The 25,604-nt window shown below is 71.2% G+C and carries 30 protein-coding genes and 1 tRNA gene; 23 read left to right on the top strand and 8 right to left on the bottom strand.

Annotation, left to right across the window (positions count from 1 at the left end):
- Window positions 1–139 precede the first annotated feature (139 nt).
- From ACYVP9_RS21670 to ACYVP9_RS21635, 8 genes are all read left to right on the top strand, one after another.
- On the top strand, window positions 140–1,465 hold the full coding sequence (locus tag ACYVP9_RS21670; RefSeq protein WP_460607047.1) for an ABC transporter substrate-binding protein: 1,326 nt from the start codon (window positions 140–142) through the stop codon (window positions 1,463–1,465).
- A gap of 20 nt (window positions 1,466–1,485) precedes the next feature.
- Window positions 1,486–2,475: a carbohydrate ABC transporter permease gene (locus tag ACYVP9_RS21665; RefSeq protein ID WP_460607046.1), complete on the top strand. Its 990-nt coding sequence runs from the start codon at window positions 1,486–1,488 to the stop codon at window positions 2,473–2,475.
- A complete protein-coding gene (locus ACYVP9_RS21660) occupies window positions 2,472–3,338 on the top strand; it encodes a carbohydrate ABC transporter permease (RefSeq protein WP_460607045.1) in 867 nt (288 codons plus the stop codon). Before ACYVP9_RS21665 ends, ACYVP9_RS21660 begins: the two co-directional genes overlap by 4 nt.
- 6 nt (window positions 3,339–3,344) lie before the next feature.
- A complete protein-coding gene (locus tag ACYVP9_RS21655; protein ID WP_460607044.1) occupies window positions 3,345–4,163 on the top strand; it encodes a nucleoside phosphorylase in 819 nt (272 codons plus the stop codon).
- The gene (locus ACYVP9_RS21650) at window positions 4,160–5,083 is read left to right on the top strand and encodes a LysR family transcriptional regulator (protein ID WP_460607043.1); all 924 of its coding nucleotides are present in this window, start codon (window positions 4,160–4,162) and stop codon (window positions 5,081–5,083) included. Before ACYVP9_RS21655 ends, ACYVP9_RS21650 begins: the two co-directional genes overlap by 4 nt.
- A 98-nt stretch (window positions 5,084–5,181) precedes the next feature.
- Window positions 5,182–6,183, top strand: a complete 1,002-nt coding sequence (locus ACYVP9_RS21645; RefSeq protein WP_460607042.1) for a pseudouridine-5'-phosphate glycosidase — start codon at window positions 5,182–5,184, stop codon at window positions 6,181–6,183.
- Window positions 6,184–6,192: 9 nt separating this feature from the next.
- Window positions 6,193–7,155 (top strand): eIF2B alpha/beta/delta subunit family protein, encoded by a 963-nt coding sequence (locus tag ACYVP9_RS21640; RefSeq protein WP_460607041.1) that lies wholly within the window; start codon window positions 6,193–6,195, stop codon window positions 7,153–7,155.
- A 101-nt stretch (window positions 7,156–7,256) separates the two neighbouring features.
- Window positions 7,257–8,939 (top strand): hypothetical protein, encoded by a 1,683-nt coding sequence (locus tag ACYVP9_RS21635; RefSeq protein ID WP_460607040.1) that lies wholly within the window; start codon window positions 7,257–7,259, stop codon window positions 8,937–8,939.
- Between the two features lie 358 nt (window positions 8,940–9,297).
- Here ACYVP9_RS21635 and ACYVP9_RS21630 read toward each other — a convergent pair.
- The 3 genes from ACYVP9_RS21630 to ACYVP9_RS21620 form a co-directional block, all read right to left on the bottom strand.
- Window positions 9,298–9,371: transfer RNA gene (locus ACYVP9_RS21630), tRNA-Met, on the bottom strand.
- Window positions 9,372–9,422: 51 nt separating this feature from the next.
- Window positions 9,423–9,746, bottom strand: a complete 324-nt coding sequence (locus tag ACYVP9_RS21625; RefSeq protein WP_460607039.1) for an STAS domain-containing protein — start codon at window positions 9,744–9,746, stop codon at window positions 9,423–9,425.
- Window positions 9,743–12,052 carry a SpoIIE family protein phosphatase gene (locus ACYVP9_RS21620; RefSeq protein ID WP_460607038.1) on the bottom strand — a complete coding sequence of 770 codons (2,310 nt, stop codon included), beginning with the start codon at window positions 12,050–12,052 and terminating at the stop codon, window positions 9,743–9,745. Before ACYVP9_RS21620 ends, ACYVP9_RS21625 begins: the two co-directional genes overlap by 4 nt.
- Before the next feature lie 233 nt (window positions 12,053–12,285).
- On the opposite strand from ACYVP9_RS21620, the gene ACYVP9_RS21615 reads away from it, so the two are divergent.
- Window positions 12,286–12,609 (top strand): STAS domain-containing protein, encoded by a 324-nt coding sequence (locus ACYVP9_RS21615; RefSeq protein WP_460607037.1) that lies wholly within the window; start codon window positions 12,286–12,288, stop codon window positions 12,607–12,609.
- A 24-nt stretch (window positions 12,610–12,633) separates the two neighbouring features.
- On the opposite strand, the gene ACYVP9_RS21610 is transcribed toward ACYVP9_RS21615, so the two are convergent.
- Window positions 12,634–13,752 (bottom strand): uroporphyrinogen decarboxylase/cobalamine-independent methonine synthase family protein, encoded by a 1,119-nt coding sequence (locus ACYVP9_RS21610; protein ID WP_460607036.1) that lies wholly within the window; start codon window positions 13,750–13,752, stop codon window positions 12,634–12,636.
- 107 nt (window positions 13,753–13,859) lie between these two features.
- On the opposite strand from ACYVP9_RS21610, the gene ACYVP9_RS21605 reads away from it, so the two are divergent.
- The 8 genes from ACYVP9_RS21605 to ACYVP9_RS21570 are packed head-to-tail and all read left to right on the top strand — an operon-like array spanning window position 13,860 to window position 18,335.
- Entirely contained in the window at window positions 13,860–14,267 is a 408-nt protein-coding gene (locus ACYVP9_RS21605) for a TOBE domain-containing protein (RefSeq protein WP_460607035.1), read from the top strand.
- Entirely contained in the window at window positions 14,264–15,040 is a 777-nt protein-coding gene (gene modA / locus ACYVP9_RS21600; protein WP_460607034.1) for a molybdate ABC transporter substrate-binding protein, read from the top strand. The genes ACYVP9_RS21605 and modA overlap by 4 nt, the downstream gene beginning before the upstream one ends.
- Window positions 15,037–15,867: a molybdate ABC transporter permease subunit gene (modB, locus tag ACYVP9_RS21595; RefSeq protein ID WP_460607033.1), complete on the top strand. Its 831-nt coding sequence runs from the start codon at window positions 15,037–15,039 to the stop codon at window positions 15,865–15,867. The genes modA and modB overlap by 4 nt, the downstream gene beginning before the upstream one ends.
- Entirely contained in the window at window positions 15,864–16,922 is a 1,059-nt protein-coding gene (locus ACYVP9_RS21590; RefSeq protein WP_460607032.1) for an ABC transporter ATP-binding protein, read from the top strand. The genes modB and ACYVP9_RS21590 overlap by 4 nt, the downstream gene beginning before the upstream one ends.
- A 13-nt stretch (window positions 16,923–16,935) precedes the next feature.
- The gene (locus tag ACYVP9_RS21585; protein WP_460607031.1) at window positions 16,936–17,172 is read left to right on the top strand and encodes a MoaD/ThiS family protein; all 237 of its coding nucleotides are present in this window, start codon (window positions 16,936–16,938) and stop codon (window positions 17,170–17,172) included.
- A gap of 51 nt (window positions 17,173–17,223) precedes the next feature.
- Complete coding sequence (locus tag ACYVP9_RS21580) at window positions 17,224–17,421, top strand: hypothetical protein (RefSeq protein ID WP_460607030.1); 198 nt, start codon at window positions 17,224–17,226, stop codon at window positions 17,419–17,421.
- Window positions 17,422–17,433: 12 nt separating this feature from the next.
- Window positions 17,434–18,069, top strand: a complete 636-nt coding sequence (locus ACYVP9_RS21575) for a class I SAM-dependent methyltransferase (protein ID WP_460607029.1) — start codon at window positions 17,434–17,436, stop codon at window positions 18,067–18,069.
- Entirely contained in the window at window positions 18,066–18,335 is a 270-nt protein-coding gene (locus ACYVP9_RS21570) for an acylphosphatase (protein ID WP_460607028.1), read from the top strand. Before ACYVP9_RS21575 ends, ACYVP9_RS21570 begins: the two co-directional genes overlap by 4 nt.
- Here the strand turns inward: ACYVP9_RS21570 and ACYVP9_RS21565 are convergent.
- Entirely contained in the window at window positions 18,332–18,757 is a 426-nt protein-coding gene (locus ACYVP9_RS21565; protein ID WP_460607027.1) for a CoA-binding protein, read from the bottom strand. The genes ACYVP9_RS21570 and ACYVP9_RS21565 overlap by 4 nt on opposite strands.
- A gap of 24 nt (window positions 18,758–18,781) precedes the next feature.
- On the opposite strand from ACYVP9_RS21565, the gene ACYVP9_RS21560 reads away from it, so the two are divergent.
- Complete coding sequence (locus tag ACYVP9_RS21560) at window positions 18,782–19,312, top strand: YbaK/EbsC family protein (RefSeq protein ID WP_460607026.1); 531 nt, start codon at window positions 18,782–18,784, stop codon at window positions 19,310–19,312.
- A complete protein-coding gene (locus tag ACYVP9_RS21555) occupies window positions 19,312–19,485 on the top strand; it encodes a helix-turn-helix domain-containing protein (protein WP_460607025.1) in 174 nt (57 codons plus the stop codon). Before ACYVP9_RS21560 ends, ACYVP9_RS21555 begins: the two co-directional genes overlap by 1 nt.
- A gap of 113 nt (window positions 19,486–19,598) precedes the next feature.
- On the opposite strand, the gene soxR is transcribed toward ACYVP9_RS21555, so the two are convergent.
- Window positions 19,599–20,051, bottom strand: coding sequence for a redox-sensitive transcriptional activator SoxR (gene soxR, locus ACYVP9_RS21550; protein WP_460607247.1), 453 nt, complete (start codon window positions 20,049–20,051; stop codon window positions 19,599–19,601).
- 50 nt (window positions 20,052–20,101) lie between these two features.
- Between soxR and ACYVP9_RS21545 the strand changes: the two genes are divergently transcribed.
- Both ACYVP9_RS21545 and ACYVP9_RS21540 read left to right on the top strand, forming a co-directional pair.
- Window positions 20,102–20,800 carry an SDR family NAD(P)-dependent oxidoreductase gene (locus ACYVP9_RS21545; protein ID WP_460607024.1) on the top strand — a complete coding sequence of 233 codons (699 nt, stop codon included), beginning with the start codon at window positions 20,102–20,104 and terminating at the stop codon, window positions 20,798–20,800.
- Entirely contained in the window at window positions 20,797–21,816 is a 1,020-nt protein-coding gene (locus tag ACYVP9_RS21540; RefSeq protein ID WP_460607023.1) for an S-adenosylmethionine:tRNA ribosyltransferase-isomerase, read from the top strand. The genes ACYVP9_RS21545 and ACYVP9_RS21540 overlap by 4 nt, the downstream gene beginning before the upstream one ends.
- Before the next feature lie 13 nt (window positions 21,817–21,829).
- On the opposite strand, the gene hisN is transcribed toward ACYVP9_RS21540, so the two are convergent.
- Window positions 21,830–22,630, bottom strand: a complete 801-nt coding sequence (gene hisN / locus ACYVP9_RS21535; protein ID WP_460607022.1) for an FIG domain-containing protein — start codon at window positions 22,628–22,630, stop codon at window positions 21,830–21,832.
- Between the two features lie 22 nt (window positions 22,631–22,652).
- Between hisN and ACYVP9_RS21530 the strand changes: the two genes are divergently transcribed.
- Window positions 22,653–22,940 (top strand): DUF2087 domain-containing protein, encoded by a 288-nt coding sequence (locus ACYVP9_RS21530; RefSeq protein ID WP_460607021.1) that lies wholly within the window; start codon window positions 22,653–22,655, stop codon window positions 22,938–22,940.
- 35 nt (window positions 22,941–22,975) lie between these two features.
- Complete coding sequence (locus tag ACYVP9_RS21525) at window positions 22,976–24,094, top strand: aminotransferase class I/II-fold pyridoxal phosphate-dependent enzyme (protein ID WP_460607246.1); 1,119 nt, start codon at window positions 22,976–22,978, stop codon at window positions 24,092–24,094.
- A 1-nt stretch (window position 24,095) separates the two neighbouring features.
- On the opposite strand, the gene ACYVP9_RS21520 is transcribed toward ACYVP9_RS21525, so the two are convergent.
- Window positions 24,096–25,208, bottom strand: coding sequence for a hypothetical protein (locus ACYVP9_RS21520; protein ID WP_460607020.1), 1,113 nt, complete (start codon window positions 25,206–25,208; stop codon window positions 24,096–24,098).
- Window positions 25,209–25,604: the final 396 nt, after the last annotated feature.

The following is a 25,604-nucleotide window of genomic DNA, read 5'->3' as shown; positions in this document are numbered from 1 at the left end:
ACGTTGTAGCGTCGGCGTTCGAGAAGGTGCGAAGGGCCATAACTCCCGGGTTATCAGTGGCCGCCCTTTCGCCTTGGACGGTGCGGCAAGCGGCTACCTAGCCTTCGGCGATCTGCAGTCCCAATTTGACGGGGGAGACATGAACCGCATGTGCCGGCGGGTCGCCTTTCTGGCGATCGGCGTGACGATGGTGGTGCCGCTGGCCGCATGCGGCTCCGACGGCGGGTCCGGGGGAAAGACGACGTTGACGGTGTCGACGGGGTGGGGTGACACGCCTGCCGTCGCCAACGCGTTCAAGGGCGTGGTCGCCAACTTCGAGAAGGCGAACCCGGACGTCTCGGTGAAGCTGCAGACCCAGGGCAGCAACGCCTACAACCAGTCGATCAATCTGCGCGCCGCGTCGTCGAGCCCGCCCGACGTGTTCATGCTGTCGACCGCCGGGTACGGGCCGGGCTTCTACGATCTGGCCAAGGCCGGTCGACTGCTGGCTCTCAACAGCTACGCGGCCGAGTACAAGTGGCAGAGCCGGTTCGGCAGCAGCGCGTTGGCGCCGTTCGAGCTGGACAGGACGACGGGCCGGCTCGGCAGCGGAGCGTTGTACGGGTTGCCGCAGCAGAACACGATGATCGGCGTCTACTACAACAAGTCGCTGCTGTCGTCGGTCGGTGTCTCGTCGGTGCCGACGACGATGGCACAGTTCGAGCAGTCGCTGGCCAAGGCGAAGGCGAGGGGAATCACCCCGATCGCCGCCACGAAGGACGCCTACGTCCACGATCAGATGGCGCTCTGGAACGCGTACGAGACGTCCGCCAAGCCGATCACCGACTGGGTGTACGGCGTCGACGGAACCTTCGCCAGCTCGACCAACACGCAGGCGATGCAGACCTTGAAGTCGTGGCAGGACGAGAAGTACCTGCAGTCCGGTTCGCAGGGCGTCGACTACGGAAGCGCCGTCTCGACCTTCACCGGGGGGAAGGCGCTGTACTTCGTCGCAGGGCCCTGGCTGACCGGCACGGTCACCGATGCGCTCGGCGCGAAGGCGGGCTTCATGCAGATGCCTTCCGTGTCGGCCGGCTCACCCGTGGGCGGCGGCCCGTCCTCCCCACTGGTGGTGAGCGCGAAGACCTCGCACAAGGACGCGGCGGTGAAGTTCCTCGACTTCTTCAACAGCGCCGGACAGTCGAACTACCTGCTGTCGAAAGGCTTCGGGCTGCCGGGCACCTCGCTGCTCCCGACCAGCGGCGGCAACGCGCTCGACACCCAGATCGCGTCGCTGCTGAAGAAGGCCGAGAGCCCGAGCGGCGTGGGCGTCACCCCGTACATCAACTGGGCCTCCCCGCAGGTCAACACGGACATCTACTCCGGGCTGGAATCGGTGCTCGGCGGCCAGAAGTCGGTGGCGGACTACCTGAACGGCATCCAGACGCAGTGGCAGAGCGCCAAGAGCAAGCGCAGCGGCGACTGACCGGACCGGACGATCAGCTCATGACACAGGTGGACCTCGACAAGCGCGCGGGGTCACGCGAGTCCGGCGGACGTGGTCGGGGGGCCGCGTCCGCCGGGATCCCGCGTCGGGTCGACCCGCCGGGTACCCGCCGCACCCGGCGGCGCCACGGTCCCGGCGCGTCGCGGATGGGCGTGCTGTACGCGCTGCCCGCCGTGGTCCTCTACGTCGGCATCGTCGTCATCCCGTTCGGCCACGGCGTGTGGATCTCGCTGCACTCCTGGGACGGCGTGTCCCCGATGCAGTGGGTCGGTCTGGACAACTACGCCCAGGCTTTCGGCGACAGTGCGGTACGGGAGGCCGCGTTCCACTCCCTGGTGATCGTCGGGTTCTACGCGATCCTGCCCGTCGGGTTCGGCATCGCGCTGGCGGCCATCCTGGCGCGCAGCCGCATCTCCGGCATGAGCGTCTGGCGCTCGGTCCTGTTCCTGCCCCAGGCCATCTCGGTCGTCGTGGTCGGCGTGTCGTGGCAGTGGCTGCTCCAGGAGGACGGCCCCTTCAATCAGCTGCTGCGCACCGTCGGTCTCGGCAGCGCCACCCGGGTGTGGCTCGGCGATTTCACCTGGGCGCTGCCGGCCGAAGGGCTCATCGGCACCTGGCTGCTCACCGGCCTGTGCATGGTGCTGTTCCTCTCGGGCGTGCAGAGCATCGACACGTCCCTCTACGACGCCGCCCGCATCGACGGCGCCGGCCCGGTCCGGGAGTTCTTCGCTGTCACGTGGCCGGGGTTGCGCAAGGTCACCGCGGTCGCGGCCGTCCTCACCCTCGTCGTCGCGCTCAACAACTTCGGGCTCATCTGGGTCACCACGCAAGGCGGGCCCGGCACGGAGACCGAGGTGCTCTCGACTCTCGTGTACAAGCAGGCCTTCCAGCTGGGACTCATCGGCTTCGCCTCCGCCGTTGCCGTTCTCGTCGCCCTGGTCGTCATGATCGTGTCGTTCGCGATCTCCAAGCTCGGGGACGCCGAATGACCGCGCTCGCAGCATCGTCCGCACCCGCCGACCCGACGACCCGGCGACCTCGACGCGACGAGGGCCGGCTGCGCGTCGTGCTCGTCGCGCTCGCGGCGCTGATCACGGTCGCGCCGCTCGTCGTCGTCGCGCTGGTGGCGTTCAACCGCCCCAACACCCCGGTGTCGGGCGCGTCCTGGCCCAGTGACTGGAGTCTCGCCGCCTTCGGCAACGCCTGGACCTTCGGCGCGTTCGCGAGCGCCATGCGCGCCAGCATGATCATCAGCGTCTGCGTGGTGGCCATCGTGGTCGTGTTCGCAACACTGGCGGGCTACGCCTTCGCGATCCTGCGCTTCCCCGGCAGCACCGTGCTGTTCTACGTGATCCTCGCCGGCATGGCTGTGCCGTTCAACGTGATGATCGTGCCGCTGTACTTCGAGTTCGAGTCACTCGGGCTGTCTGACAGTCTCCTCGGCATCGTCCTGCCCGAGTCGGGCATCTATCTGGCCTTCGGTGTCTTCTGGATGCGGGCGTTCTTCCTGTCCGTCCCGACCTCGATCATCGAGTCCGCCCGCCTGGACGGTGCCAACTCCCTGCAGGTGCTGACCGGCATCCTGCTTCCGATCGGACGCCCGGCGCTGCTCACCCTGACGATGTTGACGTTCCTGTCGTCGTGGAACGAGTACCTCGTGCCGCTCGTCATGGCCAACAGCGACGAGCTGCAGACCGCGCCGCTGCGGCTGGCCGTCTTCCAGGGCCAGTACCTCTCGGACACACCGTCGCTGGCCGCCGCGGCGCTCATCGTCGCCGGTCCTCCGGTCGTCCTCTACATCCTCACGCAACGCACCTTCTTCCGAGGGTTGCTCGAAGGGGCGGTGAAGTGAACGACCATGCCGATCGGTCCTGAGTTCTACAGTGCGGTGTCACGCCGACCCGGCCCACGCGAGCACATCGCCTGCGGCGAGGAGGACGTCGGACGCTACGTCCTGCTGCCGGGCGATCCGGCGCGAGCGGACGCCATCGCCGAGCGCCTGCAGGACGCCGTCCGGGTGGCGGACCACCGCGAGTACCGCACGTGGACCGGCACGCTCGACGGCGTCCGGGTGTCGGTCACCTCCACCGGCATCGGCGGTCCGTCCACCGCGATCGCGGTCGAGGAGTTGGCGCAACTGGGTGTCCACACCGTCGTCCGCGTCGGCACCTGCGGGGCCCTGCAACCCGACGTCCATGTCGGGGACCTGGTCGTCGCCACCGCCGCGATACGCGACGAGGGCACCACCCACCAGTACGCGCCGGGTGCGTTCCCGGCGGTCGCGGACGTCGACGTCGTCGGAGCCCTGTCGACGGCGGGCACGCGCCGCGCCGGCGTGCACCTCGGTGTCGTCCACACCACCGACACCTACTACGGCCAGCACGAACCGGACCGCATGCCGGTGGCGTCCGACCTCGAACGCCGGCGCGAGGCGTGGACGCGCCTGGGCGCACTGTGTTCCGAGATGGAGACCGCCACCGTGCTGATCGTCGCCGGAGCGGTGCACCGCATGCGCGCCGGTTCCGTGCTGGCCGTCGCCGGCAACCGGTTCACCGGCGAGAATCTCGACAGCGTCGCCATGCGGGCCCGCCGGGACGGCGCGGTCGACGCTGCGGTCGGCACCGCGATCGACGCGCTACGGACGTTGATCGCCGCCGACGTCGGTGACCCCCCGTGAGCCTCGACGTCTCGTTGCGGTTGCTGCGTGCCTTCGTCGCCGTCGCCGACACCGGTCATGTCGGGCGAGCCGCGCAGCAGCTGTACGTGTCCCAACCGTCGCTGTCGCAGGACATCAGACGGCTGGAGAAGCAGGTCAGGGTCGAGCTGTTCGTCCGCACCTCCAAGGGCATGGAGATCACCCCCGCGGGCGACGCGCTGCTGCACGGCGTGCGCTCGGGACTGCTCGCCATCGACCGCGGCGTCACCCACGCGGCTGCCGTTGCCGGCATCGGCGAACGGGCCGCGCGCATCGGATACACCCCCAGCGTCGGCAACCGGCTGATGCCGGCGCTACTGGCCGCGTTCGCCGAGCATGCGGCGGCCGTCCGCATCGACGAACGCGAGGTCGACACCGGCGAGGTCGGACCGGGCGTCGCCGCCGGCAGGTTCGATCTCGGGTTCGCGCACTGCCCCGATCAGCACGACGAGCTGCACCTGGACCTGCTGCTGTCGGAGCCGGCCTGCGTGGCGGTGGCCGCCGACAGTCCGGTCGCCGCCCGTGCGCGCGTGACCGTCGCCGATCTGACCGGGCTGGGTTTGCTGCTGTGGCCGCGCGATACGGCTCCGGCCTACTTCGACCATCTGCTGCAGATCTGTCGGCGCGGCGGCTACGACCCGCCGGTGGTCCCCGGGCCCCGTCGCGCGATGATCCGCGGGTACCTGCTGTCGACCCGCAACACGTTCTGCCTGCTGCCGCGGTCGACGTCGACGCTCAGCGTGCCCGGGGTGACCTTCGTCGACTGCGCCGACGATCACGCGACCATTCCGCTGCACGCGGTCCGTCGTCGGGACGACCGGCGGCCCGACATCGAGGTACTGCGCTTCATCGCCTCCGCGCACGCCCACCAGATCGTCGGCGGCGTCGGCGATAACCGATGAGTGCGTCGGCGATGCAGCTTCGTCTTGGACCGGGTCACGCCGCCCGACCTAGCGTGACGGCGCCGCACCCGTCGACGAACCTGCGAGGTCGTACCGTCATGAACCCGTCGCCCAGCCCGTCCCGCCACCCGATCGTCGAACTCGGCGCCGAAGTGCGCGACGCGCTGCACACCGGACGTCCCGTCGTCGCGCTCGAGTCGACCATCATCTCGCACGGGCTGCCCCGACCCCGCAACCTCGAGGTCGCGCGCGAATTCGAGACCATCGTCCGCGACAGGGGTGGGTGCCCCGCCACCATCGCCGTCGTCGACGGACGGCTGCGGGCCGGGCTGGACGACGACACCCTCACCCGCGTCGCCATGGACGACTCGGTGGCCAAGCTCGCCATGCGCGACCTGCCCCTGGCAGCCGCACTCGGCCGCACGGGCGCCACCACGGTGTCGGCGACCGCCTTCATCGCCGCCCGGGCGGGCGTACGCGTGTTCGCCACCGGCGGCATCGGCGGCGTGCACCGCAACTGGACCGCCACCTGGGACGAGTCGGCCGACCTCGACGTCCTCGGCAAGCACCGCATCACCGTCGTCTGCGCCGGCGTGAAGTCGATCCTCGACGTGCCCGCCACGCTGCAGCGGCTCGAGACCCTCAACGTCACCGTTGCCGGCTACGGCACGCACGAGTTCCCGGGCTTCTACCTGCGACGGTCCGGTTATCCCACCGACTGGCGCCTGGACAGTCCCGCCGCCGTCGTGGCGGCCATGCGCGTACAGGATCTCGTGGACATGCCCGGTGCGCTGTTGCTCGCCAACCCGGTGCCCGAGAAAGACCAACTCGAGCCACGACTGCACGACCGTGCGCTGGGCGAGGCGCTCGCCGCCGCGGAGGCCGAGGGCGTCCACGGCCCCGCGATCACCCCGTTCCTTCTCGCGAAGCTCGTCGAACTCACCGACGGCGCGTCGCTGCGCGCGAACCTCGCCGCCGTCCGCAACAACATCGCGCTCGCGTCCGACGTCGCCGTCGCATGGAGCGTCCCGACCGCAGCGGATGACCCCACGCACGAGCTTCCGGCCCCGGAGCTGACCGTCCCGTCCCCAGCCCGCTGAAAGGCAACCGTGACCACCATCTCGCGCATCGAACAACTCACCTCGGACATCGCCGAGAACCGCGTGCCCGGCGGCAGCGCATTCGCGCGTGCGGCCGCCGAACTGATCGCGTTGCGTGTCGAACGCCTGCCCGCCGGTGACACGGCAGACGAGGTCCGCAGCACCGTGACCGACGTCAGCCGATGGGTCACCGTGACCAAGCCGTCGATGGCGGTCGTCCGCAACGTGGCCGACCTCGCCCAGACGGTGTCGACCGACCCGCATCTGCGCACCGGGGCGGACGTCAAGTCCTCGGTGGTGGCGGCGATGCGCGGTTTCATGCAGCGTTCCGAGGGGGCCATCGCTGCACTCGCCGAACACGCCCGACCGCTGATCGCGGACGGCACCACCGTGCTCGTCCATTCCTACAGCGCCTCCCTCGAAGCGATCCTGCGTGACACCGTCGCGCGCGGAGTCCGCTTCACCTTGCTCGTCACCGAATCCCGCCCGTACCGCGAGTCGCGCCGCCTGATCGAGGCCGTCGTCGATTCCCCTACCGACGTCGTCCTCTACTCCGACGCCGCCGTCTTCGTCGCCGCGGCGTCCGCCGATCTCGCCCTCGTGGGCGCGGACACGGTGTTCACCGACGGTTCGTTCGCCAACAAGACCGGCAGTCTCCCGCTGGCGATGGCATGTCTGCGTGCCAACGTCCCGCTCTACGTCGCCACCGAACTCGCCAAGGTGTATTTCGGCGACGTCGACGACATCGAGATGGAGTTGCGCCCGGCGGGAGAACTGTCCGACCAGTGGCCACCCATCGAGTCCGGACGTGTTCGGGTGTGGAACCAGTTCTTCGAACGCGTCGAAGCCGAACACGTGCGTCGATACGTCACCGAGTCGGGCCTGATCTCGCCCTATGAGGTGAGCGAAGCCGCCTCGCGGACGTGGCAGTCGGACCCGCTCCGCCCGACGGCAGCGCACACGCCCGGGTAGGCGACACGACGGCGACCGGAAACACCGGCGTCCGGCTTCCCCTCCATCTCTCCCGACCCGTTCGCCCGTGTTCGGGCGACCGACCGAGAAGGTCCACGTCGATGACCCAACCCGATACCCGTCCGCCGAACGTCATTCACGGCGGCGACAAGCTCGCCTTCGTGATCCCCGGTGCGGTCAAGCAGACGCCGCTCGGGCTGAAGGCCGCCGGCACCATCACGTTGCTCCGGGACAGCAAACGCGCGGTGAAGAAGCGTCTCGAGGACGACAAGGAAGCGAAGCTCACCAAGCACGACCACATCGAGAAGGCCATCCGACACGCCAAGCGCCTGCTGGTCGCCAACGGCAAGACGAAGGACCCACTGGCGGCCGAGGTATTGAAGGCCTACCTCACGTCGAAGGACCAGACATGGAAGGACCATGTCGCTCCGACGGATCACAGGAAGTTCCTGGAGCTGTTCACGAAATTGACCGCCGAGGAACGGAAGATCCTCGACGGCCTGTCGGTGACCGAGGACAAGGTCCGGGAGGAGGAGCGCAAGAAGATCCTCCGCGAGTTCGACGCGCAGGTCGGAAAGACCGCAGGCTGGAACCTCGATGAAGTGGCCGCCTCGTTGCGCAAGCTCGGCCTGAACTGCGACGGGACCCTCGACGCCAGGGCGGACGCCCGGTACGAGTTCGTGGGCGACGTCGACGGCGAGACCCGAACCGTGGTGCGCGTGTACACCGGCGCGATGAAGTACAAGCCGTCCGACGAGGACCCGGAACGCCTGCTCCGAACCCGTGGCTCGCGCATTCAACCGACGACCGAGGGGGAGGCCAAGCGCGACGATCCGCGCAAGCAGTACGTCAAGGACCACCACGGCACACCGACCCGCCGGTACGTGACCCGCGCAATCAACTTCTATCACCTGGCCAGCATGTTCGGATTCAAGTTCGAGAAGGAGGTGTGGACCTCCGGCCACAAGGAAGGCCAGTTCCCGCGGGCCACGACGCGGACGCTGAAAGAAATGCAGGGCACCTTTCGGACGGGCAACGCCGCGGTCACGGACCCGTCCAAGTGGGCCTCGACCTACGGCGAGAGCACGGAGACACACGTGCCCGGCATGAAGTCCGGCGAGGAGCGAAAATCGGGCGCCATGTACTCCGGGCCGAACGCGACGAACGTCGTCTCGACGGCGAACGATCCCTCCCGCGAACTGTCGCTCGACGAACAGGCGTCGATGCAGGTCCGCGACGGTTCGGGAGAGCGCCAGCAGATGCTGTCGGCGACCGCTGCCCAGGAGGGGACGTCGGGCAAGGAGCGCGCCGTCATCAGGGGGAACAAGGGCGAGCGTTTCGACATCGGGCCCGAGACGGTCGCGGTCGTCGAGATCGACCTCAGGGAGCTGCTCAAGAAGGAGCTCGCGGTGCTGAACCAGCACTCCGTCGACTCACAGCAGTACAAGATCGCGTTCGACCGCTGGGTGGCCGTCAAGGAGGACAACAAGGTCCCCACCGAGATCAAGAGACAGGCGTTCGACGAGCTCGCGGAGTACGTCTACAGCGCCCGGAAGAACCGCGAGGTCGTCGTCAGCGAGATCCCCAACTCGGCGTTGACGCGGATCCAGATCTCCGGGACGAAGAAGTGGGGCGAGGTCGGCCCTCCGCTGGCCCCCAAGCAGTGGCACAAGTGGGCCGACGCCGAGCAGGCGCTACGAGAATTCATCCAGGACCTCAAACGCCTCAACGCCATGCGCGACCGCGCCGTGCCGAAGATGGCCGAACGCGAGTCGCGAACCTGAGCGCCGCGACCCTTCTGCTCCGGGGCCGGGGGCGCGACCGTCTGCTCCGGCGAGGTGTCGTTGCGACCGGAGTGGGAGGGGAGTTTTGATGACGACGCCGCGCCCGCTGCCGCCTTCTCGATCGCTCGGGTGCCGCCCGGCACCATCAGATCGGCGGTATGACGCTGCGGCGGACCACGCCATGCGGACGAGTTGCGAAACGGCTCACTGCCTGGGGTTCTTCGCCCATCGCGTGCACACCAGCTCGGTCGTGGCGTAGGCGGGCCGCGGAGGACGTGTGTGCAGTACTCGCGGATCGCGCTGAAAGCCCTGCCGACGACGAAGGCCCGGACGGAGAACCGTCCGGGCCTCGCCCTTGTAGCGGGGGCAGGATTTGAACCTGCGACCTCTGGGTTATGAGCCCAGCGAGCTACCGAGCTGCTCCACCCCGCGTCGCAGGTGCAACGTTACCGGGCCGGTCGACCGAACTCCAAACCGGGTCGGTCAGGCGGCGTCGTAGGCGAACAGGTGGGTGATGCCGCTGAGCTCGAGCAACCGCCGGACGGGCGGTGGCGGCGAGACCAGACGCACTTCGGTGGCGTAGTTGCGGGCGGCGAGCAACTGGGCGATGCCCTGCGAGTCGAGGAAGGTGACGGTGCTGAGGTCGACGCGCACCGGCACGTCGTGCACGTCGCCCATCTCCTGCACCAGGTCGAACTCGGTGGTGACGACGAAGTCGATGTCGCCCTGCATGGTGATGACGACCTCGTCCTGCCGCACCGCCACGTCGATCCGTCCGCTGCGTCGCACGAGTTCCCGCGCCGTCATCCCGTGCCCTCCCGCGTCGTGGAGGGGGCGCCGCCGGCACCGGCCGCGGGCCGCTCGTCGATCTCGACCCAGATGGTCTTGCCGACGGCGTGACGCTCGATGCCCCAGCGGGTGGCGAGCTGCTGGACGAGCATCATGCCGCGCCCGGTGGTGGCGTCGCGGTCGGGATCGCGGTCGGTGTCGGGCAGCCGGTCGCTCATGTCGGTCGTGGAGATGCGGACGCCACCGGCCAGCCGCTGCACCTGCAACGTGCCGTGTGATCCGGTGTGCCGCAACACGTTGGTCGTGAGCTCGCTGATCGCCAGGGTGACGGCGTAGTCGAAGTCCTTGAGGTTCCAGGCGCGCAGCAGGGCCCGGCCCTGGGCGCGCAGCGGCGCGACGGCGTCGGTCGGACCCGAGATGTGCGCCGTCCACACCTGCTGGGTGCGGCCGTCCCGGGCCCGCGGCAGCGCGATGTCGGCGACGAGGATCGCGATGTCGTCCTGCACCTGCCGGCCGAGCTCGTCGACGACCGCCTGCGCGAAGTCCTCCAGCGGCCGTCCGACGCTGCTGCGGACGAACTCGCGCAGGTCGGCGAGTCCCGCGTAGATGTCGCGTCCGCGCCGTTCGATGAGGCCGTCGGTGAACAGCACGATCCGGTCGCCGCCCGACAGCGGCAGTGCGGTCGTCTGCCAGGTGCCGTCGGGGACGGCGCCGAGCGGAAGGCCGACCCGGTCGGGCAGCAGCCGGGGCGCGCCGTCGCTGCCGATGCAGATGGGCATGGGATGGCCGGCGCGCACCACCCGCAGCTCGCCGGCGTCGCGGTCGACCTCGGCCAGGCAGCACGTCGCGATCATGTCGTCGGTGAGCTCGAGCATGAGGTCGTTGGCGCGCGCGACCGCGGAGTCGATGGGGTGTCCCTCGGCGAGGTAGGCGTGCAGCGCGGTGCGCAGCTGTCCCATGAGGGCGGCGGCGGTGAGGTTGTGGCCCTGCACGTCGCCGATCATCAGCACGCAACCGCGCTCGGTGGAGATGACGTCGTACCAGTCTCCGCCGACCTCGGCGTCGCTGCTGCTCGCCTGGTAGCGCACCGCGATGGCGACGTCGTCGAGGCGGGGGAGGGCCCGCGGCAGCAACGCGCGCTGCAGTGTCCGTGACGTCTCGGTCGCGGCGCGGATGCTCGCGTCCAGCTCGGCGCGGGCCGCACGTTCGGCCTCGAACAGCCGGGCCCGCTCGACCGCGGACGCCAGCTGGGCGCCGGTCGCCATCACCGTCTCGATGTCGGCGGGCGTGAGCTCGCGCTGCTCGTCCCACGACAGCGTCCACACCCCGATCACCTGACCACCGACGGTCAGGGGCACCGCGACCACCGTCGCGGGCACACGGGCGAGCATGCTCGCGAGCTGCGGGTAGTCGGCGGCGAACCGTTCGGCGCTCGGGACGACGGCGACGCCCTGCGTCGTCTCGGCGGTGCGAACGGGGTTGGGAACGTCGTCGCCGAGCTGCGTGAGCATCGGGACGTGCGGCGACGTCGTGTCGCCCGGCACGTGCGTGAACTCGTCGCCGGTCCGCAGGAACATGCCGGCGCGGGCGGCCCCGAGCGGTCCGACCAGCACCTGCGTCACCGCCGTGCTCGCCTCGGCGATGGTGAGGGCGGACGACAGCTTGGCGGTCACCGACTGCAGCAGCGCGAGCCGCGCGGTAGCCTCCTCCGCCCGGTGACGGGCCTTCTTCTCCGCCTCGTAGAGCCGGGCGTTCTCGACCGCGACCGCGGCCTGCGCGGCGACCACGAGCATCACCCGCTCGCTGCGGGCGTCGAAGCGGCCGACCTCCTCGTGGCCGAACAGCAACGACCCGATGACCTCACCCGTCCGGGTGACGACCGGCACCGCGAGATAGCTGCGGACGGGCAGGTGCCCCGGTGGCAGCGCGGTGAACCGCGGGTCGGTGGTGACGTCGTCGACCCGCACCGTCGACTCACCGCTGAACGTCGGCTCGAACAGCGCCGTGATGCGTGGCTGCGGCATCGCCGCGAACGTCTCGAGACCGGCGCCCGACACGACGTGCAGCTGGTAGATGCGCCCGTGCGCGTCCCGGTCGTTGTAGAAGAAGGCGCCGAAGCGGGCGCGGACCACCTCGGTGCCGACGTCCGTCACCGTCTGCAGCACGCGCCGCAGGTCGAGGTCGGAGTTGATCGCCTCGGCCAGGGACGACAGCAGATCGCGCTCGAAGGCCAGCGTCTCGGCGTCCGTCCCGTGCGTGCCGATGGCGTCGACGGGCTGCGCGGCGGCAGCCGTGCCGCCGACGGCCGTCTCTTCGTCACCCAACGTAAGGACCTCGATGCTGTGCGTACCCACCGCGCAATATCCACTTGATGTCGAGCATGCCCTGAGAAGGGCGTCGCCACGTCGGGCCCAAGGTCCTGATGTGAGTCCCGTATGAGTACCGACGCGCAGCTCGCTCGGGTTCGCCCGGTTTGAATAACCAACTGACGATGTGACGTCTCCGGTCTCCGGTCACCGCTCGACGTCCGTGACCGGTGCATGCCAAGCTGTCGCGCGTGAACGGCTTCGGAATGCAGGCCGCGCGTGAGGGGTCGCGCATCCGGTTCGCGCTCAGCGGCGAACTCGACGACGCCGCGGCGCGTCGGCTGCGCGACATCGATCTCGACGAACTCGCCGGTTCCGGCTGCATGAGCGTCAGCATCGAGCTGGGCGAGCTCGAGTTCATCGACTCGAGCGGCATCGGCTCGCTGGTGAACCTGCGCAACCGGGCCACCGCCCGCGGGGTGATCTTCGAGGTCGGCGCGGTGCCGACGCCCATCGAGCGCACGCTGGTGATGGCCGGGCTGGCCGACCTGTTCGGTCTCGACCCCCGCGCCTGACGTCGCGCCCGATATCGCCGGGTGCTAGCCGCCCCACACCTCGGACGCGGTCTCGACGATGAGCGCCAGCTTGCGCTTCTCGTCGTCGATGGTCAGGTCGTTGCCCTCGACGGTCGACGAGAAGCCGCACTGCGGCGACAGGCACAGCTGGTCGAGCGGCACGTGCTGCGACGCCTCGTCGATGCGTCGTTTCAGGTCGTCCTTGCTCTCGAGCACCGGCGACTTCGAGGTGACGAGCCCGAGCACCACCTGCTTGCCCTCGGGCACGAACCGCAGCGGCGCGAACGTGCCCGAGCGCGCGTCGTCGAACTCGAGGAAGAACCCGTCGACGTCCAGGCCGCCGAACAGCGCCTCGGCCACGAAGTCGTAACCGCCCTCGGCCGCCCACGACGAGCGGTAGTTGCCGCGGCACATGTGGGTGGTGACGGTGAGCCCGTCCGGACGGTCGGCGAGCGCGGCGTTGATCTGGCGGATGTAGCGCTCGTGCTGGTGCTCGGCGTCGCGTCCCTGGGACGCGAGCTGCTCGCGCTGCGCGGGGTCGTTGAGGTACGCGAGGCTCGTGTCGTCGAACTGCAGGTAGGTGCAGCCGAGCGCGGCGATCTCGCGCACCTGGTCGGCGTAGGCCGACGACAGGTCGTCCCAGAACGCGTCCTCGTCGGCGTACACGTCCGGATCGATCGCCGCCGCGCCGCCGCGGTAGTGGACCATGCTCGGCGACGGGATGGTCAGCTTCGGCGTCTGCCCCTCGGCCACCGTGTCGCGCAGGAACGTGAACGCGTCGCCGAAGATCGGCCCGTCGATGCCGAGCCTGCCGTCGACCTTGAGCGCGGCGGATGTGAACGACCGGTCCTCGGCCGCGTTGTGCATCCTCACCTCGATGCGCTCGTCGGTGCGCGAGATGCCGCGCAGCGAGTAGATGAAGTCCATGTGCCACGACGTGCGGCGGAACTCGCCGTCGGTCGCGGTCTGCAGCCCCAGCTCGGCCTGCAGGCGCACGACCTCGCGGACGGCGTCGTCCTCGGCGGCGCGCAGGCCGGCGTCGTCGAGGGCGCCCTCGGCGTGACGGGCGCGGGCGTCGAGCAGGGCGCGCGGGCGCAGCAGGCTGCCGACGTGGTCGGCGCGGAACGGCGGCTCGGTTCGCATGCCCCGATCCTTCCCACTTCGTCCGTTCCCGTCGAGGGTGACGCAGGTGCGGACCGTCCGAACGGATAGGTCCGCGGTTGCGGTGGTGGACGGCTAGGCTCGTCCGCATGCCCAGCTACCGCATCCGCGAGGCCGCCGAGCTGCTCGGGGTCAGTGACGACTCGTTGCGGCGGTGGGCCGACAGTGGTCGCGTCGCCACCGAGACCGACGCCACCGGACGTCGCGTCGTCGACGGCGTCGAGCTCGCGCGTTTCGCGCAGGACCACGCCGGGCCCGTCCGCCCGGCCGGCGCCGCCAGCCGCGCGTCGGCCCGCAACCGCTTCGTCGGCCTCGTCACCCGGGTGACCAGCGACAAGGTCATGGCGCAGGTCGAGATGCAGTGTGGTCCCTACCGCGTCGTGTCGCTGATGAGCGCCGAGGCCGCCGAGGACCTCGGGCTCGCGCCCGGGGTCACTGCCATCGCGTCGGTGAAGAGCACCAACGTCGTCGTCGAGATCCCCGAGGAGGGTTCGTGAGGTACCGGGCGGTGGCGGCGCTGGCCGCCGGTGCGCTCGCCCTCGCCGCCTGCGGGTCCGACGGCGGCAGCGCCCCGGCCTCGGGCGGCAGCGGGGGTGTCACCGGCTCGATCACCGTGTTCGCCGCCGCGTCGCTCACCGAGGCGTTCGGCACGATCGAGAAACGTGTCGAGGCGAAGTACCCCGGCGCGAGCGTCACGATCGAGTACGGCGCGAGCTCCGACCTGTCGACGCAGATCACGCAGGGCAAGCCGGCCGACGTGTTCGCGTCCGCGTCCGCCAAGAACATGAAGACCGTGACGGAGGCCGGCGACGCCGACAGTCCCACCGACTTCGTGTCGAACACGCTCGAGATCGCGGTGCCACCGAGCAATCCGGCGAAGATCACGCAGTTGTCGGACCTCGCGAGGTCGGGCGTCAAGGTCGGAGTGTGCGACCCCGCGGTTCCGTGCGGTGCCGTGGCGAAGGAGGTCTTCGACAAGGCGAAGCTCACGGTCGAGCCGGTGGCCAGCCTCAAGGACGTCAAGTCGACGCTCGCCGTCGTCGAGTCCGGCGAGGTCGACGCCGGCCTCGTCTACGTGACCGACGTGCGCAGTGCCGGCGCCAAGGTCAAGGGCATCGAGATCCCCGACGACGTCAACGCGAGCACCACGTATCCGATCGCCACGTTGAAGGGCTCGAAGAACGCGGCGCTCGCCAAGGCGTTCGTCGACTACGTGCTGTCGTCCGCCGGGCAGAAGATCCTGACCGCGGACGGCTTCGACAAGCCGTGACCGCGCGGGCCCGCGCCCGCCGGGCGGCGGGGGCGGGCACGCCCTTGCTCGTCGTCCCGCCCGGCCTGCTGGCGCTGCTGTTCCTCGTGCTGCCGACGTTCGCGCTGGTCTGGCGCGTGCCGTGGAGCGACCTCGGCGCGATCTACCGCGACCGGCAGATCTGGACGGCGCTGCGCATCTCGCTCGAGTCGTCGCTCGAGGCCACGGCGTTGTCGCTGGTCCTCGGTGTCCCGCTCGCGTGGCTGCTCGCGCGCGTGCGCTTCCGCGGCATGGCGTTGGCCCGGGCGATCGTGACGATCCCGCTCGTGCTGCCGCCCGTCATCGGCGGTGTCGCCCTGTTCGACGCGCTCGGCCGCGTCGGCATCGTCGGGGAGCCGCTCGACCGGGCCTTCGGCCTGCAACTGCCGTTCACGTATCCCGCGATCGTGGTGGCGCAGACGTTCGTCGCCATGCCGTTCCTCGTCGTCACCGTCGAGGGCGCGTTCCGCATCGCCGACCGCGGCGTCGAGGAGGCCGCCGCCACCCTCGGCGCCTCGCGCACCCGCATCTTCCTGCGGGTGACGGTGCCGCTGGTGATGCCCGCGATCGTCGCGGGGACGGTGCTGTGCTGGGCGCGGGCGCTGGGGGAGTTCGGCGCCACACTGCTGTTCGGGGGCAACACCCCGGGCACGACGCAGACGCTGCCGACCGCGGTGCTGTCGGTGTTCAACGACGACCCGTCCGAGGCGCCGGCGCTCAGCCTGCCGCTCATCGCGGTCGCCCTGATCGTGCTTGGTCTGCTGCGCGACAAGTGGTTGCGTCCGGTCGCGTCGGCGGGGACGACGTGACCGTCCGGGTCGAGGGACGCGTGCGACGGGGCGGCTTCGAGCTCGACGTCTCCGTCACGGCCCGTCCGGACGAGGTGCTCGCGGTGCTAGGCCCAAACGGCGCCGGCAAGTCGACCCTGCTGCGCGTCGTGGCCGGTCTGCTGCCGCTCGACGACGGTGTCGTCGAGATCGGCGGCAGCGTCGTCGACGACATCACGCGAGGGACGTACCTGCCGCCGCAGCAGCGGCGGCTCGGTGTCGTCTTCCAGGACCACCGCCTGTTCCCCCACCTTCGCGTGCTCGACAACGTGGCGTTCGGCGGCCGCTCGCGCGGGATTGCGCGGTCGGCGGCGCGGGCGGACGCGCGGGCGTGGCTGGACCGGCTCGGCGTCGGCGACCTCGCGCGCCGCCACCCGCGGCAGCTGTCCGGGGGACAGGCGCAGCGCGTCGCCCTCGCCCGGGCGCTGGCGTGCGAGCCGGCGGCGCTGCTGCTGGACGAACCGCTGGCGGCGCTCGACGTACAGACGAGGGCGGACGTCCAGGGCGAGCTGCGCGACCACCTCGGCGCGTTCGGCGGACCCACCCTGATCGTCACCCACGACCCCATCGAGGCGCTGCTGCTCGCCTCGCGCATCGTCGTGCTCGAACGGGGACGCGTCGTGCAGGAGGGCACGCCGGCGGAGATCACCACCCGTCCGCTGACGCCGTACGTCGCGCGGCTCGTGGGCATGAATCTCTACCGCGGCACGGCGCGGCACACGCTCGTCGAACTCGACGGCGGGGGCCGGCTGATCGCGTCCGACGCGCTGGACGGGCCGGTGCTGGCGGCGGTCCGGCCGTCCGCGATCACCGTCCACACCGCCCCGGACGAGCACTCCAGCGCCCGCAACCGCTGGCCGGTCACCATCGCGTCGCTGGCGCCGCTGGGCGACCGCATCCGGGTCACGACCGAGGGGGCGCCCGCGGCGACCGTCGACGTCACCGCGGCGGCGGTGGCCGAACTCGACCTCGCCCCCGGACGCGAGGTGTGGTTGTCGGCCAAGGCCACCGACGTGTCGGTGTATCCCGCGCCGTGACACGCTGGGCGGCATGGCAGCCGTCCGCGTGCGCTACTGGGCCGGTGCGAAGCGCGCCGCGGGCACCGGGCACGAGGACGTCTCGGCCGCGACCGTCGGCGACGTGCGTGCCCTGCTCGCCTCGCGTCCCGCTCTCACCGGCGTCGCCGCGGTCGCGTCGTTCCTCGTCGACGGGCAGCGCGCGGCGGACGACACCCCGCTGGCAGACGGGGCCGAGGTCGACGTGCTGCCGCCGTTCGCCGGTGGTTGATCCTTACCTCGCGGAAATCTCGCGCTCACACGCTGTCGGCAGGCTCTGTGCATGGCTGTCGACCCCGTGACCGAGTACGTGACCAACGCGGCATGGCTGCGCACCACCGGCCGTCCGGACGCCATCGACGAGATCGCCGACGCGTTCGAGCGGCGACCCGAACCGGCCGAACAGGCCTGGGTGCGTCCGCTGCCGACGCGATGGCCGGAACGTCCGCGCGACTGGCGGGCCGACCGCCGCGCGGGCTGACAGACTGCTGGGGTGACCCAGCCGTCGGACGCGAACCGGCTCGCCGCCGAGTACCTCGCTCGTGGCGACGCGACCGGGTGGTTCGACGCCCTGTACCGCGAAGCGGCCGACGGCACGGCCCGCGTCCCCTGGGACCGCGGCGCCCCCAATCCGTGGCTCGTCGAGTGGGCGGCGGGCCGTGCGGCGGCCGGCTCGGCCGTCGTGGTGGGCTGCGGCCCGGGCCACGACGCCGAACACCTTGCCCGGCTCGGCTGGCGCACGACCGCGTTCGACGTCTCGCCGTCCGTCGTCGAGCAGGTGCGCGCCGCCCGCCCCGGCACGACCGTCGACTACGTCGTCGCCGACCTGTTCGACCTGCCCGCAACCTGGGGTGACGGGTTCGACCTGGTCGTCGAGAACATGACCGTGCAGTCGTTGCCGCCGGACCTGCACGCCGCCGCCACCGACGCCGTCGCGTCCCTGGTGGCGCCGGGCGGCACGCTGCTCGTCCTCGGGCCGGTCGCCGTCCCCGGGGACGACGAGGGTCCGCCGTGGCCGCTGCGGGCGGACGAGATCGACCGGTTCGCCGCCGGCGTGCTCGAGGAGGTGCGGCGCGAGGTGCTCGACGTCGACTGCGACCGCTGGCGCGTCGAGCTGCGCCGCCCGTGACCAGCCGTCTGGTGGCGCTCGTGAGCGGTCACGTCCAGGGCGTGGGCTTCCGGCAGTGGGTCAAGCGCAAGGCGGTGCCGCTCGAGCTCGTCGGCTCGGCGACCAACCTGCCCGACGGGCGGGTCGAGGTCGTCGCCGAGGGTCGCCGCGAGGCCTGCGAGCAGCTGCTCGGGGCGCTGCGCGGCTCGTGGACGCCCGGGCACGTGGCCGAGGTGCAGGCCGAGTGGACCGACCCGCAGGGTGGGTCCGGTTTCACGACCCGCTAGACGGCGAGGTCACCGGCGTCGAGGTCCAGCCGCCGCTGCTCGATCGCGAGGCACCGGTTCTCGACGTAGAGCAGGCCGGCCTCCTCGGCGATGCGGCGAGCCTCGGCGGACGTGATGTGCAGCTGCAGCCACAGCGCCTTCGCGCCGGCTGCGACGGCCTGCCTGGCGATGTCCGGGGTCTGCGGTCCGGGCCGGAACACGTCGACGAACTCGACCTGCTCGGGCACCTGGGCCAGGGTCTCGTACGCGGTCTCGCCGACGATCTCGCCGCCGCGCGGGTTCACCGGGATGATGCGCCAGCCGTGCTGCTGCATGTGGCGCAACACCGTGTTGGCCGGCTTCGACGGGTCGGCGCTCGCGCCCACCACCGTGATCGTCCCGAACGTGCGCAGGATCTTCTCGACCGTCTCGTCACCGTCCATGCCGTCCACAGTACGGTCGGGTCCATGCAGGCTCCGGGCGTCCTCGACTGGCAGCCGGTCACCGCGTCGCTGGTCGCCGACCCGGTCGCCGCGTTCCTCACCGGCTGGTCGCGGGCGCACGACGTCCGCGTCGCCGCCATCGATCCCGATCTCGCCGACACCGCCGAGTTCTGCGAGCGGTACGAGGTGTCGCTCGAGGACTCCGCGAACTGCGTGGTCATCGCCGGACGGCGCGGCGAGGTCACCCGCTACGCGGCGTGCGTCGTGCTCGCGACGACCCGCGCCGACGTCAACAACGTCGTGCGCAAGCGGCTCGACGCCCGCAAGGCGTCGTTCGCCCCGATGGACGACGCGGTCTCGGCCACGGGCATGGAGTACGGCGGCATCACGCCGCTGGGGGTTCCGTCCGACTGGCCGGTGTACGTCGACGCCGCGGTGCTGACCCGCGGCAGCGTCGTCATCGGCAGCGGGCTGCGGCGCTCGAAGCTCGCCCTGCCCCCGGACGCGCTCGCCGACCTGCCCGGCGCCGAGGTCGTCGAGGGGCTGGCGCGCTGATGTCCACCGAGGTCGCGCGCCGCATGTGGGCGCTGTTCGAGCCGCTGCACGATGTCGTCTACTTCTCGCCCGAGTCCCCGGCCGCGGCGAAGGACCTCGGGCTCAAGGGCTTCTGGATGGGCTACTTCGCGTTCCGGGCCGCGCCCCCGGCGCCGTGCCCGCGGCGCCGGTGACCGCGCTCTTCCACGGCTTCCCGGCCGCGCAGGTCGAGCGGGCACTGCCGGACGCGTGGACGTACGCGGGCCCGGCTACGTGCTCGCCGCCCGGGCGCGGACGCGCTCGCTGATCAGGTCCGCAGCGGCGCGGGCAGGTACGTCGCACCCGGCCCTCCCGCGGCCGCGACGTCACCCGGATTGCTCATCGCGCACCGCTTCAGCGACAGGCAGCCGCACCCGATGCACGAGTCGAGGCCGTCGCGCAGCTTCTCGAGGGCGGTGATCTGGTCGTCGAGCCGGCGGCGCCAGGTGCGGGACAGTCGCGTCCAGTCGGCCCGGGTCGGGGTCCGCCCGTCCGGCAGCGTCGCGAGGGCGGCGGCCACCTCGTCGAGCGACAGGCCGACGTTGCGCCCGGCCCGGATGAAGGCGAGACGGCGCAGCACGCCGCGTTCGTAGCGGCGCTGGTTGCCCGACGTGCGGGTGGCGTCGATGAGACCTTCCCGTTCGTAGAACCGCAGGGCGGACGGTGCGAAGCCGCTGCGCTCGGACACCTGGCTCACGGTCAACAGGTCGGTCGTCCTCAGTGCAATCAGCTCCTTGACTTCAAGTTGACTTCAACTACAAGCATGTCGGCATGACATCGACATCGCAACCCACCGCCGTGGTCACCGGGGCGTCGCGCGGCCTCGGCCTCGCCCTCGCCTCTGCCCTGCTCGACCGTGGCTGGCGCGTCGTCGTCGACGCCCGCGACACGTCCGGCCTCGCCGCGCGCCTGCCCGGCGCGGTCGTCGTTCCCGGCGACGTCACCGATCCGCGTCATCGCGCCGCGCTCGCGTCCGCCGTCGACGCCGCGGGACGGCTCGACCTGTTGGTGAACAACGCGAGCGACCTCGGGCCGAGCCCGCTGCCGGCTCTGGCGGACGTCCCGCTCGAGGCGCTGCGCACGGTGTACGAGACGAACGTGATCGCGCCGCTTGCCCTGGCCCAGCTGCTGCTGCCGTCGTTGCGCGCGACCGGCGGAACCGTCATAGCCGTCAGCTCCGACGCCGCCGTCGAGGCGTACCCGACCTGGGGCGCGTACGGCGGTTCGAAGGCGGCGCTCGACCACACGAGCGCCGTGCTCGCGGCGGAGGAGACGGCCATCCGGGTGTACGCCGTGGACCCGGGCGACATGCGGACGGCGATGCACCAGGCCGCGTTCCCCGGCGAGGACATCGGTGACCGCCCCGAGCCCGTGTCCGTCGTGCCGTCGCTGCTGCGGCTGATCGACAGCCGTCCGCCGAGCGGGCGCTACCGCGCCGCGGACTTCGCGACCGCCGGGAGCGCGACGTGAGCGCCGCGCTGCGCTTCGAGCTGCCGCCCGGCCTCGAGGCCACCCGTCCGCCGCTCGTCCGTGACGGCGTGCGGTTGCTCGTGGCGCACACCGGCGGGGTGGAGCACGCGACGTTCCGCGACCTCGGACGGTTCCTGTCGCCGGGGGACCTCGTCGTGGTCAACACGTCGGCGACGCTCGCCGCCGCGGTCGACGGCACCCGGCCGGACGGCCGCCCCGTCACCGTGCACGTCGCGTCCGCGCTCGACGACGGCACGTGGGTGGTCGAGCTGCGTCCGCGCGGACGGGCGGCGGGCCCGGTCGACGACGTGCTCGCCGGCGAGCAGGTGCTGCTGCCCGACGGTGTGGTGCTCGAGGTCGAGGCACCGAGTCCCGCTGGCCAGCGCCGGTTGTGGCGCGGGAGCGTCCGGGTCGAGGGTGGTCCGGTCGCGTACCTCGCGCGGGCGGGCCGTCCGATCCGCTACGCGTACGTGCCCGAGCAGTTCCCGCTCGCCGACTACCAGACTGTGTTCTCGCGGGACCCCGGCAGCGCCGAGATGCCGAGCGCGGGCCGGCCCTTCAGCGATGCGCTCGTGACGGACCTGGTCACGCGGGGGGTCGGCGTCGCGCCCGTCACGCTGCACACCGGGGTCTCGTCTCCGGAGGCGGGGGAACCGCCGCAGCCGGAGCGTTTCGCCGTACCGGCGGCGACGGCGCGGCTCGTCAACGCGACCGTCGGGTGGGGCGGACGGGTCGTCGCGGTCGGCACCACCGTCACCCGCGCGCTCGAGAGCGCGACGGACGACGGCGGGGCGGTGCACGCGCGGCGCGGCTGGACCGACCTCGTGCTCGGCCCGCAGCGCCCGGCCCGGGTGGTGAGCGGGCTGGTCACCGGTTGGCACGAACCGGGCGCGTCGCACCTGAGGTTGCTCGAGGCGGTCGCCGGACGGTCACTCGTCGAGCGGGCCTACGCGGCCGCGGTGCCGGCCCGCTACCTCTGGCACGAGTTCGGCGACAGCTGCCTGCTGCTGCCGTGACGCAGGCGGCCGCTCAGGCGGGGCGCAGGGCGTCGAGCAGCGCGTCGTGCAGCAGGCCGTTGCTCGCCGCCGCGCTGCCGCCGCGCACCCACGGTCCGCCGTCGACGGCGGTGAACCGTCCGCCAGCCTCGGTGACGACGGGGACGAGCGCGGCCATGTCCCACAGCGACAGCTCGGGTTCGGCGGCCACGTCGACGGCTCCCTCGGCCACGAGCATGTACGACCAGAAGTCGCCGTACGCCCGGGAGCGCCACACGCGGTCGGCGACGGCCGCGAGATCGACGCCGCGTTCGCGCCACCCGCCGAGCGAGGAGTAGGACAGGCTCGCGTCGGCGAGCGCGCCGACACGGCTGACCGCCAGCCGGACAGGGTCGCCGCCGAACGTGGTGCCGTAGGCACCGTGGCCGGTCGCGCCCCACCAGCGGCGTCCGAGCGCGGGCGCCGAGACGACGCCGACGACGGCGTCGTCGTTCTCCAGCAACGCGATCAGGGAAGCCCAGACCGGCACGCCACGGACGTAGTTCTTCGTCCCGTCGATCGGGTCGATCACCCAGCGGCGGGAGCCCGTGCCGGCTGAGGGTCCCGAACCGAACTCCTCGCCCGACACCGCGTCGCCCGGACGTTCGCGCGCCAGCTCGGCGCGGATCGCCTCCTCGACGGCGCGGTCGGCGTCGCTCACCGGGGTCAGGTCGGGCTTGGTCTCGACGATCAGGTCGGACGACCGGAACCGGGCCAGCGAGATCGCGTCCGCCCGGTCGGCCAGACGGCGGGCCAGCGCAAGATCGTCGGCGACGTCGCCGGTGAAATCGGGCACCGGCAGAGGCTACCGTCGGGCTGTGCCCAAGACCGACGACCCGGACCTCGTGCTGCGCCGGTACGTGCGCGACGGTCGACTGATGACGATGCCGAAACCGGGACCCAAGCGGCAGGTCGTGCTCGAGCACCTGGTGCAGCGCTTCGAGCCGGGTGTGCACTACGCGGAGGTCGACGTGAACCTCGAGCTGCGGCAGGTGTGGTCCGACACCGCGGCGCTGCGGCGCTACCTCGTCGAGGCGGGGCTGCTCGACCGCACGCCGGGCGGCGAGTACTGGCGCAGCGGCGGTCCCGTCACGGCCGGCGAGTGATCTCGCAGCGCGGCGCGGTGCCGCCGTTCCAGGTCATGCGGGTGCTCGACGCCGTCGCCCGCCGCCGGGCCGCCGGACTGCCGGTGATCGACCTCTCGGCCGGCCAGCCCTCGACGCCGGCCCCGGCGCCGGTACGCGCAGCAGCGCACCACGCCCTCGACGCCGACCGGCTCGGCTACACCGGCGCCCTCGGCATCGCCCCGTTGCGCGAGGCGATCGCGGCCCACTACGCGGTGCGAGCCGGTGTCGGGGTCGATCCGCGCAACGTCGTGGTCACGACCGGATCGTCGGGTGGCTTCCTGTTCGCGTTCCTCGCCGCCTTCGAGCACGGCGACACCGTGGTCATGGCGCGTCCGGGGTACCCGGCGTACCGCAACATGCTGGCCGCGCTGGGCTGCCGGGTGGTCGAGCTCGAGTGCGGTGCCGAGACGCGGTTCCAGCCGACGGTCGCGCAGCTGGACGCGCTGCCCGAACCGCCGGCCGGACTCGTCGTCGCGAGCCCGGCCAATCCGACCGGCACGATGGTGCTCGCCGACGAATTGTGTGAGATCGCGCAATGGTGCGCGTCGTACGGAACGCGCCTGATCAGCGACGAGATCTACCACGGCATCACCTACGGCCAGAACGCCTCGTGCGCATGGCAGAACGACCGCAGCGCCGTCGTCGTCAACTCGTTCTCGAAGTACTTCTCCATGACGGGATGGCGCATCGGCTGGCTGCTCGCGCCCGACGACCTGCTCGACTCGGTCGACCGGCTCGCGGGCAACTTCACCATCTGCCCGCCGGTGCTGTCGCAGCACGCCGCCGTCGCGGCCTTTGGCGCCTACGACGAGCTCGACGCGAATGTCGCCCGCTACGCGCAGAACCGGGCGGTGCTGCTCGAGGGTCTGCCCGCGATCGGGCTCGACCGGCTCGCCCCCGCGGACGGCGCTTTCTACGCCTACGCGGACGTGTCCCGGTGGACCGGCGACTCGCTGTCGTGGTGCGCCCGCGCGCTCGACGAGACCGGCGTCGCGCTCGTCCCGGGTGTCGACTTCGACCCCGTCGACGGCGGGCGGTTCGTGCGGTTGTGCTTCGCCGGCGACGGGGACGAGCTGCGCCGGGCCGTCGAGATCCTCGGCGCCTGGCTGCCGACGCAGCCCGTCCTCGGGTGACCTACCGCCAGCGGACGATGATCGCCCAGACGCATTGGGTGAACACGTGGAGCCGGAACTTGCCGGCGCCGGTGAGGTTCCAGACCGCGGTGTCCGTCGAGTCGATGTCGTTGTTCAGGTTCTCGCCGTCGTACCGACCCTCGCCCGGGCGCAGGACGTCGAGGATCCAGTTGCCCTGGGGGTAGTCGTTGACCGTGCAGTCGTAGGAATACCCGAGCTTCCAGTGCTTCGGGACTCGGAAGTACGAGGTGTAGAAGTCGCGGCCGAATTCCCCGCCGTACCCGGAGAAGACGCGCTCGTAGCCGCCGTCGTGGACGACCAGCGCCCGCGCCCGCGTCACGAAGCTGCGGTAACCGATCCAGGTCTTCACCTTGTACGCGACCCGCTTGGTGGACGTCGTGTAGTAGCCGGCGAAGCTGACGTCGGAGGTCGTGAGCCGCGTGCCTACCTGGGACGTCGACAGGTCGGTCACGAACTCGCCGGACGCGTCGTAGAACGTGTCGGACCGGAAGTCGTCCGCGCCGATCGTGACCGACTGCTTGGGGTAGCGGGCGTTGGTGCAGGTGCCGCCGGTGGGGTCGCCCCGGCCGTCACCGGCGGTACCGGTGCCACCCGCTTCGGAACCGTCGTCGAGAACGGCGGTGACGACGCAGGCCGTGCTGTCCGGCATGCCACCGGGATGGAACGTGCGGGTGGTCACGGTGCGGTACTTGGTGACGTACGTGTACGCGCGGTAGCGCACCGAGACCTTCTGCGTGTAGCGGCCCGCACGGACACGGACGGTGGCGCCGTGAGCGATGCGCCGCTTGCCGGAATAGACCGAGATGCTGCGCTTGGCGATGACCTTGTGCACGCCCTTGTTGACCGCGACCTTCGGCGTCACGGCGAAGGGGCGCTTGTTGTAGACGGTGGCCGAGGTGGGCACCGAGATCCTGATGCCGTAGGCCGAGACCGTGCCGCGGTGCACCGCGTGTGCGGCGAACGCACGCTGCGTGTGCGAGAGGCTCGCCCGCAGCGGTGGGTCGGTGTCGGCGTGGGCGGCCGGAACCGCCGTGATCGTCAGGGCGGCGGCGGTCATCACGATGCCGGTCGCCGTCAGGGCGCGCTTGAGCAAGGGGTCCCTCCCGAGGACGTCGCGGCCCGGATGGCCGCGGCGAACCGGACCGTACGCAAGGCTCACGACAAATCCCAGCCGAGTGCCCGGGTTGCCCGGAAGATCGTTTATGCTGCCTCGCTCCTGCCGCAGCGCGAGAGCCGGTTCGAGCAGCCGCTTCGCGCTCCTCGGCGTCGATCGCGGCCTATGCAGCGACGCACGGCGGCCTCGCCGGCCGACTCATCCCTTTCAAAAAAATTGAGAGGGCCTCACGAGAGGGCTTCACGAGAGGGCTTCACGAGACCGTCTCGTGAAGGGGTCTCGTGAAGGGGTCTCGTGAAGGGGTCTCGTGAAGGGGTCTCGTGAAGGGGTCTCGTGAAGGGGTCTCGTGAAGGGGTCTCGTGAAGGGGTCTCGTG

Source organism: Jatrophihabitans fulvus (assembly GCF_054781375.1).
The sequence above is the reverse complement of the archived record's forward strand: the minus strand, read 5'-3'. Positions and strand labels throughout refer to the sequence as shown.

Excerpts from the sequence above, each read along its gene's own strand:
- ACYVP9_RS21585 (WP_460607031.1), top strand. The coding sequence starts at position 16,936 with ATGGCAGCCGTCCGCGTGCGCTACTGGGCCGGTGCGAAGCGCGCCGCG.
- ACYVP9_RS21670 (WP_460607047.1), top strand. The coding sequence starts at position 140 with ATGAACCGCATGTGCCGGCGGGTCGCCTTTCTGGCGATCGGCGTGACG.
- ACYVP9_RS21525 (WP_460607246.1), top strand. The coding sequence starts at position 22,976 with ATGCGGGTGCTCGACGCCGTCGCCCGCCGCCGGGCCGCCGGACTGCCG.
- ACYVP9_RS21545 (WP_460607024.1), top strand. The coding sequence starts at position 20,102 with ATGACATCGACATCGCAACCCACCGCCGTGGTCACCGGGGCGTCGCGC.
- ACYVP9_RS21660 (WP_460607045.1), top strand. The coding sequence starts at position 2,472 with ATGACCGCGCTCGCAGCATCGTCCGCACCCGCCGACCCGACGACCCGG.
- ACYVP9_RS21625 (WP_460607039.1), bottom strand. The coding sequence starts at position 9,746 with ATGACGGCGCGGGAACTCGTGCGACGCAGCGGACGGATCGACGTGGCG.
- ACYVP9_RS21605 (WP_460607035.1), top strand. The coding sequence starts at position 13,860 with ATGCCCAGCTACCGCATCCGCGAGGCCGCCGAGCTGCTCGGGGTCAGT.
- ACYVP9_RS21560 (WP_460607026.1), top strand. The coding sequence starts at position 18,782 with ATGCAGGCTCCGGGCGTCCTCGACTGGCAGCCGGTCACCGCGTCGCTG.
- ACYVP9_RS21555 (WP_460607025.1), top strand. The coding sequence starts at position 19,312 with ATGTCCACCGAGGTCGCGCGCCGCATGTGGGCGCTGTTCGAGCCGCTG.
- ACYVP9_RS21565 (WP_460607027.1), bottom strand. The coding sequence starts at position 18,757 with ATGGACGGTGACGAGACGGTCGAGAAGATCCTGCGCACGTTCGGGACG.
- ACYVP9_RS21610 (WP_460607036.1), bottom strand. The coding sequence starts at position 13,752 with ATGCGAACCGAGCCGCCGTTCCGCGCCGACCACGTCGGCAGCCTGCTG.
- ACYVP9_RS21635 (WP_460607040.1), top strand. The coding sequence starts at position 7,257 with ATGACCCAACCCGATACCCGTCCGCCGAACGTCATTCACGGCGGCGAC.
- ACYVP9_RS21665 (WP_460607046.1), top strand. The coding sequence starts at position 1,486 with ATGACACAGGTGGACCTCGACAAGCGCGCGGGGTCACGCGAGTCCGGC.
- ACYVP9_RS21655 (WP_460607044.1), top strand. The coding sequence starts at position 3,345 with ATGCCGATCGGTCCTGAGTTCTACAGTGCGGTGTCACGCCGACCCGGC.
- ACYVP9_RS21580 (WP_460607030.1), top strand. The coding sequence starts at position 17,224 with ATGGCTGTCGACCCCGTGACCGAGTACGTGACCAACGCGGCATGGCTG.
- ACYVP9_RS21645 (WP_460607042.1), top strand. The coding sequence starts at position 5,182 with ATGAACCCGTCGCCCAGCCCGTCCCGCCACCCGATCGTCGAACTCGGC.